This is a genomic window from Streptomyces sp. NBC_01450, assembly GCF_036227505.1.
Classification (GTDB): domain Bacteria; phylum Actinomycetota; class Actinomycetes; order Streptomycetales; family Streptomycetaceae; genus Streptomyces.
In genome coordinates, this window is sequence record NZ_CP109480.1 from 2,495,997 (window position 1) to 2,508,105 (window position 12,109).

General features: G+C 71.7%; 10 protein-coding genes. 6 read left to right on the forward strand and 4 right to left on the reverse strand.

Annotated elements, in window-relative coordinates:
* Positions 1-37: 37 nt before the first annotated feature.
* Positions 38-580: an isochorismatase family protein gene (locus OG568_RS11460; RefSeq protein WP_266630886.1), complete on the reverse strand. Its 543-nt coding sequence runs from the start codon at positions 578-580 to the stop codon at positions 38-40.
* 19 nt (positions 581-599) lie between these two features.
* Entirely contained in the window at positions 600-1,034 is a 435-nt protein-coding gene (locus OG568_RS11465) for a MarR family winged helix-turn-helix transcriptional regulator (RefSeq protein ID WP_266630884.1), read from the reverse strand.
* 102 nt (positions 1,035-1,136) lie between these two features.
* Here OG568_RS11465 and OG568_RS11470 point away from each other — a divergent pair, with 102 nt between their 5' ends.
* The 3 genes from OG568_RS11470 (at position 1,137) to OG568_RS11480 (ending at position 5,362) form a co-directional block, all read left to right on the forward strand.
* Entirely contained in the window at positions 1,137-2,060 is a 924-nt protein-coding gene (locus OG568_RS11470) for a quinone oxidoreductase family protein (protein WP_329531400.1), read from the forward strand.
* A gap of 169 nt (positions 2,061-2,229) precedes the next feature.
* The gene (locus OG568_RS11475; RefSeq protein WP_329531401.1) at positions 2,230-4,107 is read left to right on the forward strand and encodes a sialidase family protein; all 1,878 of its coding nucleotides are present in this window, start codon (positions 2,230-2,232) and stop codon (positions 4,105-4,107) included.
* A 10-nt stretch (positions 4,108-4,117) separates the two neighbouring features.
* The gene (locus OG568_RS11480; protein ID WP_329531402.1) at positions 4,118-5,362 is read left to right on the forward strand and encodes a DUF4185 domain-containing protein; all 1,245 of its coding nucleotides are present in this window, start codon (positions 4,118-4,120) and stop codon (positions 5,360-5,362) included.
* Here the strand turns inward: OG568_RS11480 and OG568_RS11485 are convergent.
* The gene (locus OG568_RS11485; protein ID WP_329536329.1) at positions 5,295-6,308 is read right to left on the reverse strand and encodes a bile acid:sodium symporter family protein; all 1,014 of its coding nucleotides are present in this window, start codon (positions 6,306-6,308) and stop codon (positions 5,295-5,297) included. The two genes, OG568_RS11480 and OG568_RS11485, sit on opposite strands and share 68 nt — an antisense overlap.
* 181 nt (positions 6,309-6,489) lie before the next feature.
* Between OG568_RS11485 and OG568_RS11490 the strand changes: the two genes are divergently transcribed.
* A complete protein-coding gene (locus tag OG568_RS11490) occupies positions 6,490-7,383 on the forward strand; it encodes a LysR substrate-binding domain-containing protein (RefSeq protein ID WP_329531403.1) in 894 nt (297 codons plus the stop codon).
* On the opposite strand, the gene OG568_RS11495 is transcribed toward OG568_RS11490, so the two are convergent.
* On the reverse strand, positions 7,358-8,338 hold the full coding sequence (locus OG568_RS11495; protein ID WP_329531404.1) for an Lrp/AsnC family transcriptional regulator: 981 nt from the start codon (positions 8,336-8,338) through the stop codon (positions 7,358-7,360). The two genes, OG568_RS11490 and OG568_RS11495, sit on opposite strands and share 26 nt — an antisense overlap.
* 122 nt (positions 8,339-8,460) lie before the next feature.
* Here OG568_RS11495 and OG568_RS11500 point away from each other — a divergent pair, with 122 nt between their 5' ends.
* Positions 8,461-9,945, forward strand: a complete 1,485-nt coding sequence (locus OG568_RS11500; RefSeq protein ID WP_329531405.1) for an MFS transporter — start codon at positions 8,461-8,463, stop codon at positions 9,943-9,945.
* Between the two features lie 333 nt (positions 9,946-10,278).
* Complete coding sequence (locus OG568_RS11505; protein WP_329531406.1) at positions 10,279-12,105, forward strand: AMP-dependent synthetase/ligase; 1,827 nt, start codon at positions 10,279-10,281, stop codon at positions 12,103-12,105.
* The last annotated feature ends 4 nt before the right edge of the window (positions 12,106-12,109 follow it).

Below are 12,109 nucleotides of genomic sequence, written 5' to 3' on the forward strand. Positions count from 1 at the left end.
ACACAGGCGCGCCCCTTCGGCTCACTCGCCGGGGGGGTCAGGCTGCGCTGAAGTGCACCTGCGCGGCGGTCACGACCGTGCCCAGGCGTGGGAAGTCGAGGCGGACGGAGGCCTCGTGTTCGGGCGCGGTGAGGGCGGCCATCGCGTCCTCGGCGAAGACGAGGTCGTAGCCGAGGTCGCCGGCGGCGCGGGCGGTGGACTCGACACCGAGGTTGGTGGCGATCCCGCCGAACACCAGTGTGGAGATGCCGTGTTCCCGCAGCCGCTCGTCGAGACCGCTGCCCTGGAACCCGCCGATGGTCCGCTTCACGATCTCGAGGTCTCCCTCCGCCGCGAGCCCGGCGACGAGTCCGCTGCCGGGCGGCTGCTCGGGCAGCCCGGGCCGTTCGCCCCTGACGAGCACGACGAGCGCGCCCGCCTTACGGAAGGCGGCCGCCAGCTCCTCGGCGGCGGCGAGGACTTCGGTGCCCTTGCGGGGTTCCACGGGCAGCCCCACGATGCGCTCCATCAGATCCACGAGTACCAGGGCGGTGCGCGCGGGGTCGAGGGCGAGTCGGGGTTCGGTTTCGGGTGCGGTCATGACGGAACGTTAGCCCGCCCTAGCCGTCCGTACCGGAAATCCGGATCAACAGGCCCATGAACTGCTCCCGCTCGGCCTCCGAGAGTGGCGAGAGGAGCGCGTCATTAGCCTCGCGCGCCACCTGTTCGCAGCGCCCGAGGAGGTGTGCGCCCTCCTCGGTGATGGACACCGCGTTCTTGCGACGGTCCTTGGGGTCGGGTTCGCGCAGGACCAGGCCGGCGCCCTGGAGGTCGTTGAGGACACCGACCATGTCCTTGGGGTCGAGCTGGATGCTGCGGCCCAGTTCGGCCTGGGCGACGGGTCCGAGATCGGAGACGGCGGAGAGCACCACGTGATGCCACATCTTCATGCCCTCGGCGGCCAGCGCCTCGGCGACGAGGGACCTGCCACGGGCAGCGGCACGGCCGAGGAGCCAGCTGGGGAGGGAGCGGATGGCGGGCAGAGGGGCGGACATGGGGCCAGCGTAGCGAATAACCATTGGGTATCCCAATGAATCCAGGATACCGTTGGAACTCCCAACGACCCGTTGGTCTCCCCCCTCACCCCTGGAGGTGCGATGCGTCGCGTCCGATACGAGCACACCGGCGGCCCCCTGTTCCTGGAGGACGTTCCCGTACCCGTCGCCGGGCCCGGCGAGCTGCTGGTGCGCGCCGAGGCGGTCGGCGTCACCCTTCCCGTCGTCCGCAAGGTCATCGAGGCCGCGGAGCCGATCCCGCTCGGCGGCGAGACCGCCGGCGAGGTCGTCGCCGTCGGCCCGGGAGTCACCCGCTTCAGGGAGGGCGATCGCGTCACCGGACTCTGCTTCGGACACGGGTACGCCGACTACGCCCTCCTGGACGAGACCATCGCCTCCCCCGTCCCAGCGGGCGCGAGCGCGGTCGACGCCGTCGCCCTCGTCCGCAGCGGACTGGTCGCGCTCGGCGCCCTGGAGGCGGCGCGCCCCACTCCCGGCGAGGCGGCGCTGATCACCGGCGCGGCGAGCGGGGTCGGCCATCTCGCCGTCCAACTCGCCCGGTCGCGGGGCGCGTCACGTGTAGTCGGAGCCGTGTCCACCCTCGGTTGCGGCAAGGCGGGGTTCGTGCGCGGACTCGGCGCCGACGAGGTCGTCGCATACGACTCCGAGCACTGGGGCGAGCCGGTCGACTACGCCCTCGACGCGGTCGGCGGTGACCTGCTCACTCCCGCCGTCGCCGCCCTCACCCCGGGCGGGCGGCTCGTCGCCTACAGCTCGGGCGGCGGGACCGTGCGGGCGTACGACCTCCTGGTGGGCGCCAAGTCCGTGATCGGCTTCCAGATGGCACGGATCGCCCGGAACGAGCCGCGGTTGTACGAGCGGTGGCGCGAGGAGCTGTGGCGCCTGTTCGCGGAGGGGGCGTTGCGGCCCGCCGTGCACGGGGAGTTCGCGCTGGCGGACGCGGCGAAGGCGCACACGGCGATCGAGTCGCGGAGCAACCTGGGGAAGGTGGTGCTGCGCCCCTGACAGCCGAGCCCGGATTTGGCGTGAACACGACCGGTGCTCGCTCCTTGTGGGACCGCTGAGGGCCCAAGTAGCGTCTGTGACGCGCACATTGGACGTCGGATGTCCGATGTCCGATGTCCGATGTCCAAATCATCCAGGTCGCCCAGACGTATGAAGGGCAGGTCGCACCATGTCGGCACGTCTCCGCGCACGTCTGAGATCCACCCTGACCGCCGTCCTCACGGCCGCCGCGCTGAGCGTGCTCGCGCTGCCGAGCCCGGCGAGGGCCGAAACGGCCGCCACGTCCGGGGAGTTCGAGCAGCAGGTGCTCTTCAGGGCCTCCCAGGATCCCGGCTACGCCTGCTTCCGCATCCCGGCCGTCGTGCGGAGCACCCACGGCACCCTGCTGGCCTTCGCCGAGAGGCGCGTGCACGACTGCGGCGACGCGGGTGACATCGACATCGTCGTCAAGCGGTCGACCGACGGCGGCCTCACCTGGGGGCCGCTCCAGGTCGTCAACGAGGGCGCGGGCGACACCCACGGCAACCCCGCCCCGATCGTGGACCGTGAGACCGGCCGCATCGTGCTGGCGGAGACGTACAACACTGGCCGCACGGACGGGCGGAGTTGTGACGTGCCCTGCGACCGCACCCCGCATCTCCAGAACAGCGACGACGACGGCCTCAGCTGGTCCCGACCGCGCGATCTGAGCGCCGAGATCCTCCCGCCCAACTGGAACTCCTGGTACGCCACCGGCCCCGTGCACGGCATCCAGCTCACCCGCGGAAAGCACGCCGGACGACTGGTCTTCGGCGTCAACACCGAGACCTGGGACGGAAGTCGGGTCACCGCCAACAACGCCGCTCTCATCACCAGCGACGACGGCGGCGACCACTGGCGGATCGGTGCGAGCGACTCCTGGCCGATCGCGGAGGACGGCACCTTCCGTCAGAAGCCCTCCGAGCTGACGCTCACGGAACGCGCCGACGGGTCCGTCCTCGTCAGCGGCCGCGAGCAGGACGGCACCGACCTCGGTCACCGCACCCAGACCGTCAGCCGCGACGGCGGCGACAGCTTCACGACCCCGTTCCGCGACCTCCCCGGCCTCTACGCACCCCAGGTCCAGGGCTCCGTACTCCGCCTCGGCGACCGGCTCCTGCTGGCCTGCCCCGGCGACCCCGACCGCCGCAGGACCATGATGATCCGCTCCTCGTACGACGGCGGGCGCACCTGGGACAGCGTGGACCGCGGCACGGTCGTCACCACCGACTGGTCGGGCTATTCCGACCTGGTCCGGATCGACGGCGCCGATGTGGGGCTGCTGTACGAGGGCGGCGCGGTCGACGCGCGCGACGAGATCCGTTTCGCGCGCTTCACCGAGGACTGGCTCACCCCGCGCCGCGGCCCCGACCCGACGACCGCCGACCTCGCCCGGCACGCCGAACCGGCCGCGGTCCTCGGCGGCGCCCGGGGGACGGCGGGCGTGCGCGGCGGCGCGCTGGAGTTCGACGGCGCCGACGACGCCGTACGACTGCCGTATCAGGACCGACTCCCGCTGGGGACAAAGGACTTCACCGCGTCGCTGTGGTTCCGCTACACGGCCACCGGCGGGGAGCAGCCGCTGCTGTGGATGGGCGGCATCGGGACGACACAGCCGCAGGTGTGGATGCGCGCCGAGCCCGCGTCCCACAGGATCACCGCGCTGATCACCACCAGGAACGGAGCCGCGGCCCCCGCCTCCGCCTCCGTGCGCACCGCGAGCGCCTACAACGACGGCCAGTGGCACCATCTCGCGCTGCGCCGGGGCGACGGACTGCTCACACTCTCCGTCGACGGTACGGCGGTCGGCGCCGCGGACGTGCCCGGTTCGGTCAGCCGCAACTCGCCGTTCGGGGTCCATGTCGGACAACGGATGGACAGCCGGGCGTACTTCACGGGAGCGATCGATGAAGTACGTGTCTATGACCGGGCGTTGAGCGACGAGGAGCTGTCCGCGCCGCCCTCCCGGGCAGTGGCCCGGGACACCGTCCTGTATCTGCCCATGGACCAAGTGCGCGGCGGACACTAACGTCCCGTCCGTGCCCGACGACACACGAGCACGACGACGGCGGGCCGGGGCCGGCCTCGGTGTCCTGCTCGCCCTGGTCTGCGCGGCCGTGCTGCTCACCGCCCTCCCCGACCACGACCGGGAGGGCGGCGGCACGTGCACGGCCCGCACGCTGCGGGCCTGGAGCGCGGACGCTCGGCTCACGGGCGAGTTCGCGCGATACGGGGACGACGCGAGCCGTGTCGACGACTGGACCGGCGGCGACGGAACGCACTCGGTGCGGCTGCCGGACGGGCGGGTGCTGTGGCTGTTCTCGGACACGTATCTGGGCCAGGTGCACGGACCGCCGAACCCGGTCGGCGAGTCGTACGCGTGGCGCGACACGAGCGCGCCCCTGGTGCGGAACTCGGCCGTGGTGATGTCGAAGGACGGGCGGCTGGAGACGACGCTGCCCACGCCGGTGTTCCCCGACCCGGGGCCGGGGCGGTGGCGGTGGCCGGTCGCGGCCCGTGTCGAACCCCGCTCCCCCGGCTCCTCGGAGCAGGTCGTCCGTGTCCTGCTGTGGACCCGTACCGCCGGCCAGGCTCCCTGGATCTACGGGGTGCCCACGTCCACCGAGGTCGCCACGCTCTCACTGCCCGACCTGCGGCTCGAAGGCATCACCACGGCCTTGGACCAGAGTTCCGTGACGGATCCCTCCCGGCGGGTGCTGTTCGGCACCTCGACGGTCGACGCGGGCGCGTGGACGTACGTCTTCGGCGGCGACGACGGCCAGGCCGCCTCGCGCCCCGCCTCGCAGGCGTACCTGGCGCGGGTGCCGCGCGGCCGGCTCGGGCAGCCGGCGGCCTGGGAGTACTGGGACGGCACCGGATGGGGGGTGCGGACGCGGCCGAGCCCGGTGCTCGGGGACGGGCGGCGGACGGGGGTCGGCAGCGCGTACACGGTGGTGCGGGACGGCGGGACGTACGTCCTGTTCACGATGGCGGCGGGCACCGCGGGCCTGACGACGATCACCTCCTACTGGGCGTGCGCGCCGACCGGTCCCTGGCACGGGCCGACCCGGAGCTTCAGTCCGTCCCTGCCGCAGGGGCAGGTGGCCGCGTACAACCCGCAGGTGCACGCGGCGCTGAGCGACGGCGACCGGCTCGTCCTCAGCTACGACGTGAACTGGCTGGACACGACGGGCGGTGTCTCGGCGCAGGCGAACCTCAGTCGGAACGTGGCGCTGTACCGACCGCGATTCGTGACGCTGCGACTGGGGGACCCGGGGCCGTAGCCGCCTCGAGGTCGCGGGCGCGGCGCTTGGCGATCACCGCGCACACCATCAGCTGCATCTGGTGGAAGAGCATCAGCGGCAGTACGGCGAGCGAGGCGTGCGCGCCGAACAGCACGCTGGCCATGGGAAGCCCCGAGGCGAGGGACTTCTTCGAGCCGGCGAACTGGATCGCGATACGGTCCTCGCGGTGGAAGCCCAGCGCCTTCCCGCCGTACCAGGTGAGCGTCAGCATCACCGCGAGCAGCACGGCCTCGACCGCGAGCAGTCCCGCCAGTCGCACGGCGCTCACCTGGTGCCAGATGCCCCGCACCATGCCCTCGCTGAACGCCGTGTAGACGACGAGCAGGATCGAGCCGCGGTCGACATACCCGAGGACCTTCTTGTGGCGCGTGATGAACCCCCCGATCCAGCGGCGCAGCACCTGCCCGGCGAGGAACGGCACCAGCAGTTGCAGCACGATCTTGACCAGCGAGTCCGCGGAGAATCCGCCGCCGCTGTTGCCCAGCAGCGCCGCGGCGAGCAGCGGGGTGACGACGATGCCCACGAGTGAGGAGAAGGAGCCGGCGCAGATCGCGGCGGGCACGTTGCCGCGGGCCATGGAGGTGAACGCGATCGACGACTGGATGGTCGACGGGACGAGCGTGAGGAAGAGCAGACCGGTGTAGAGGTTGTGACTCAGGAGCACCGGTTCGAGGCCGCGGGCGGCCAGGCCCAGCAACGGGAAGACGACGAAGGTGCAGGCCAGGACGGTGATGTGGAGCCGCCAGTGCTTGAACCCCTCGACCGCCTCACGGGTGGAGAGCCGGGCCCCGTACAGGAAGAAGAGAAAGGCGATGGCGGCCGTGGACGCGCCCGACGCGATGTCGGCGCCCGTACCCCGCGCCGGGAGGAGGGCCGCGAGGCCCACCGTCCCGAGCAACAACAGGATGTACGGGTCGATCGGCATCCAACTCGGCCACTGCAGGCGTTTCACGGTGCTCCACTGCTCAGACGTCGTACGGGGCGGTCCCGACGAGAGGGGCGGCCTCGGGGCGGTTCGTGCCCTCTCCATCGTCCTCTTCCGGCCCGCGATCGGGAATCCGTCATACCGTTCTGACTGTCATCACGTTCCGCGATAACGTGAGGGTGTGTACGACCCGTCCCAACTGCGTACCTTCCTGGCGGTGGCCCAGACCCTGAGCTTCACGCAGGCCGCCCGGCGGCTCGGGTTGCGCCAGTCCACCGTCAGCCAGCACGTACGCCGCCTCGAGGACGCGGCGGGACGGCAGCTGTTCTCGCGGGACACGCACTCCGTGGAGCTCACCGAGGACGGCGAGGCGATGCTCGGCTTCGCGCGCCGGATCCTGGCGGTGCACGAACAGGCGACCGCCTTCTTCGCGGGCACCCGCCTGCGCGGGCGGCTGCGCTTCGGCGCCTCCGAGGACTTCGTGCTGACCCGGCTCCCGGAGATCCTGGAAGGCTTCCGGTACGACCATCCGGAGGTGGACCTGGAGCTCACGGTCGAGCTGTCCGGCACGCTGCACGAACAGCTCGCGGCGGGCAAGCTGGACCTGGTGCTGGCGAAGCGGCGGCCCGAGGACCCGCGCGGCGAGCTGGTCTGGCACGACCGCCTGGTGTGGATCGGCGCGGAGCGCCTGCGGCTCGACCCCGACCGCCCGGTCCCCCTGATCGTCTACCCGCCCCCGGGCATCACCCGCGCCCTCGCCTTCGAAGCCCTGGAACGACAGGGCCGCGCATGGCGCATCGCCTGCACCAGCGGCAGCCTGAACGCCCTCGTCGCGGCGGCCCGCGCGGGCCTCGGTGTGATGGCCCACTCACGCGGACTGATCCCCCCGGGCCTCGTCCGCGTCCCGGACCGGGCGGGCCTCCCGGAACTCGGCGAGGTCGACTTCGTCCTGGTGCACGGGCAACGGCGTACGCCCGCGCAGGGGGCGGCGGACGCGCTCGCGGCCGCGATCCTGGGCGGCGGGGACCGGCTGCTCGGGGGTGGCGGGACTAGCGCGTCGATCTCGCGTACGTGAGTTGTTTGATGCGGCGCAGGAACGGGGTCGTCTCGACGTGCTGGACGCCTTCGAGGGTGCCGAGGCGGCCGCTGAGGTAGGCGTAGAGGCCCGCCGTGTCGCGGGCCACGGCGGTGACGACGATGTTGGAGGGGCCGGCCGTCGCCGCGGCGAAGGCGATCTCGTCGTGGGTGGCGAGGGCCTCTCCGACGGAGTGCAGGGCCGCCGGGGCCGCGGTGATCCACAGGACGGCGGCGCAGGCGTAGCCGAGGGTCTCGGAGTGGTACTCGACATCCACGTACATGGCGCCGGAGGCGAGCAGAGCGGCGAGGCGGCGCTTGACGACGGACTCGGAACGGCCGGTGGCCCGCTGGAGTTCCGGATACGTGGCGCGTCCGTCGCGTTCGAGCGCGGCGACCAGCGGCTCGTCCTCGGGGTCGATCCGGACGGGCCCGGAGGGCTCGGGGAGCCTCGGCCGCAGCGCGGCGAACTGCTCGTCCGTCAGCGCGCCGAACCTGCTGACCCAGCCGGTCGGTCCGCCGAAGAAGCGGTGCAGGATCTGGTGGGCGCGGATCTCCACGATGCTCGGGGTACGCGGCAGCTTGCCGAGCAGCAGGTCGTCGTGGTCTCCGGGGCTGCGCGGCCGTGTCATGCAGACCACCTCGGTGCCGCCCGAGGCGAGTCCGATCCAGGCGGTGTCCGGGCGCTTGGCCAGCGCCTCCGCGATCGTCTCCGCGCTGTCGGGCGCGCAGCGCAGCCGCAGCATCCACTGCCCCTGGCCGAGGCGCTCGGCGTCGCGCACCGCGACCACCCTCAGCCCGCCCTCGGCGGACAGTCTGCGGAAACGGCGGGCGATCGTCTGGTCGGAGACGCCCAGCACCGCCGCGATCCGGCTGAAGGGTGCGCGGGCGTCCAGCTCCAGCGCGGCCAGCAGTTGGAGATCGAGCTTGTCGAAGATGTCGGATTCCATCTCCATGAGGTCCACCCCTGTCGGATTTCGTCGATCCGGTGCCTGGAACCACAGTGATCACCCGGAAGAGGCCCATCGTACGGAGGCACGCACATCCGTGGCACAGGAGTTCATGAGGAGTTGAGGAGATGCGCACATGGGGGCCGCTCACGGCGGTGTGCCTGGGGACGTTCATGTTGTTGCTGGACGTGACGATCGCGGTCGTCGCGCTGCCGGACATGGCGCGGGCGCTGCACGCGTCGCTGAGTGATCTGCAGTGGGTGATCGACGGGTACGCGCTCGCGCTCGCCGCACTGCTGCTGGGAGTGGGGGCCGCCGCCGACATTCTGGGTCGGCGCCGGGTGCATGTGGCGGGCGTGGTGCTGTTCGCGGTGGCGTCGCTGCTGTGCGGGCTCGCGTCCGGGCCCGGGATGCTGGTGGCCGCGCGTGGGCTGCAGGGGGTGGGCGCGGCGGCGATGCTCGCGACGACCCTGCCGCTGCTCGGCTCGGTCTACCAGGGGCGGCAGCGGTCGACGGCGCTCGGGGTGTGGGGCGCGGTCAGCGGTGGTGCGGCGGCGGTCGGGCCGGTGCTCGGCGGGCTGCTCACCGAGGGGCCGGGCTGGCGGTGGATCTTCTTCGTGAATCTGCCGGTGAGCGTGGCGTCGGTGTGGCTGACGCTGCGGGTGGTGCCGGAGTCGCGGGGAGCGCGCGGGGTGCGAGTCGACTGGGCGGGCACGATCGCCTTCGCCTGCTTCGCGGCGACGACGACATACGGGGTGGTGCGGGCCGGGTCGGACGGCTGGACGTCGGGGGTGGTGACGGGCTCGTTCGCGGCGGCGGCGCTGGCCCTGGTCGCGTTCGTCCTCGTGGAGCGGCGGGTCGCCCATCCGCTCCTGGACCTGTCGCTGCTGCGCAAGCCCGCGTTCGTGGGCGTGCTGGCGGGCGCGCTCGCCTTCAACGGGGTGGCGTTCGGTGTGATCCCGTACCTGTCCATCTGGATGCAGACCGTGCTGGACATGAGCCCGGTGCGCGGCGGGCTCACCCTGCTCCCGCTGACGGGCGCGACGATGGTGGTCGCGATCCTCGCCGGGAAGCTGCTGCACGGGGTTCCCGCGCGGCTGACGATAGGCGGCGGGCTGCTGCTGATCGGCTCGGGAGCGTTCTGCCAGGCCGTGCTGGACGCGGGCACGGGCTGGACGGTGCTGGTCCCAGGTCTGGTGCTGGTCGGCATCGGTACGGGGTTCGTGTCCCCGGCGATCGCGGGGGCCGCGCTCGCCGCCGTGCCGCCGGAGCGGGCGGGTATGGCGAGCGGCGCGGTGAACACGGTCCGCCAGCTGGGGTACGCGCTCGGGGTCGCCGTCTTCGGCACGGTGCTGACCTCCCGCACGCAGGACACGCTCTCGCACGACGCGGCCCACACCCTGGCCGGCGGTGGCGCCGGGGCGCTGCGCGGTCCCCTCTCCGAGCACACCCTGCGGGCCGCTTTCGCCTCGGGGCTCGACTCGGCGTCGGTGGCGGCGGGCGTGACGGGGATGGTCGCCGGTGCGCTGGTACTGGTGTTGGTGCGGACGCCGCGCGCTGTGACGGACACGGCCGAGGCACCGGCGAAGCGGGCGACGGCGTCCCGCGCATGACACCGGTGAGGGCCCGGTCATGACACCGGCGGAGCCGGTTCCGAAACCACCGGGACCGGCTCCGGCGGTGGCCGCGCGACGCGGAATCGGAACCTCCGTGTCCGGTATTCGGTGCCCCGGGCCCCGTAGGAGGGTCGTACAGATTCCGTGGAGATTACGGGATCGAAACCTACGGAACCGTAAGGGATTCTGTCCGGCCCTTCCCCATGTGCGGGCATTTTCTCGGCTGACCTGTGCATATGCCGCACACACCCCGGCTCCGGCACCCCTCCCGCCCGACGGCGCGGTGGGGTAGCTTTCACGGCGCTGTGCGGAGCGCCACTAGGAGCGGGATTGCGCGAGTTCACCAACCCTCCGTTGGCGTCGGCGCCGCCGGTGGGCGGCCTGGCCGACGTCGTGTTCGACCATGCCCAGGAGGACCCGCTGCGGGCCGCGTTCGGCCGCAAGGACGAGAACGAACAGTGGCGCGATGTGACGGCCGCCGAGTTCCGTGACGAGGTCCTCGCACTTGCCAAGGGACTGCTCGCCCAGGGAATCCGATTCGGCGACCGGGTCGCGATCATGTCCCGTACCCGCTACGAATGGACACTCTTCGACTACGCGTTGTGGACGATCGGCGCCCACGTCGTCCCCATGTACTCGACGTCCTCGGCCGAGCAGGTCTTCTGGATGCTGCACGACGCGCAGGTGTCGGCCGCGGTGGTCGAGCACGAGGACCACGCGATGACCATCGCCACGGTGATCGACCGGCTACCCCAGCTGCACAAGCTCTGGCAACTGGACTCGGGCGCGGTGCAGGAGCTCTACGAGGCGGGTGCGGGCATCGACGACGAGGTGGTGCACCGGCACCGGCGCGCCGTCACCCCCGAGTCGATCGCGACGATCATCTACACCTCGGGCACCACGGGCCGCCCCAAGGGCTGCGTCATCTCGCACGCCAACTTCATGGCCGAGGCGAGCACGGTCATCGGGCTCATGGAACCGATCTTCACCTCCAAGCGCGACAACGGGGCGTCCACGCTGCTGTTCCTGCCGCTCGCGCATGTCTTCGGGCGGATGGTCCAGGTCGCGGGAGTCCTCGGGAAGGTCAAGCTGGGCCATCAGCCGCAGATGCATGCCGCCGTGCTGCTGCCCGACCTGGCCGCGTTCCAGCCGACGTTCATCCTGGCGGTGCCGTACATCTTCGAGAAGGTCTTCAACGCGGCCCGCCGCAAGGCCGAGAAGGACGGGAAGTCCGGAGCCTTCGAGAAGGCCGTGGAGGTCGCTGTCCGCTACGCGGACGCGATCGAGGCGAAGGCGTGGGGGATCGGCGCCGGGCCGTCGGCGAGCCTGCGGATGCAGCACCAGTTCTTCGACAAGGTCGTCTACACCAAGATGCGCGCCGCCATGGGCGGGCGGGTCAGACACGCGGTGTCGGGCGGCTCCGCGATGGACCGTCGGCTCGGGCTGTTCTTCGCCGGCGCGGGCATCCAGATCTACGAGGGATACGGGCTCACCGAGACCACCGCCGCCGCGGTCGTCACCCCGCCCGAGCGGACCCGGTACGGGACGGTCGGCCAGGCCATTCCGGGCACGACCGTGCACATCGCGGACGACGGCGAGATCTGGCTGCACGGCGGCAACATCTTCCAGGGTTATCTGAACGACCCCAAGGCCACCGACGCCGCACTGCACGACGGCTGGCTCGCCACCGGCGACCTCGGCACCCTCGACGAGGATGGGTTTCTCACCATCACCGGGCGCAAGAAGGAGATCCTGGTGACCTCCGGCGGCAAGAGCGTCTCGCCGGGTGTCCTGGAGGAGCGTGTGCGCGACCATCCACTGGTCGCCCAGTGCATCGTGGTCGGCAACGACCGGCCGTTCATCGCGGCGCTCGTCACCCTCGACTCCGAGGCCGTCGACCACTGGCTCCAGATGCGGGGCAAGCCGCGGCTGTCCTCCTCCGACCTGGTGCGCGACCCGGACCTGGAGACCGAGGTGCGGCGGGCGGTGGTCGCCGCGAACACCCTGGTCTCGCAGGCCGAGTCGATCCGTACGTTCCGGATACTGGCGCACCAGTTCACCGAGGAGCACGGATTGCTGACGCCTTCGCTGAAGTTGAAGCGGAAGGCCATCGAGAGCGCGTACGAGACCGAGGTGGAGGCGTTGTACCGGGCGTGAGCCC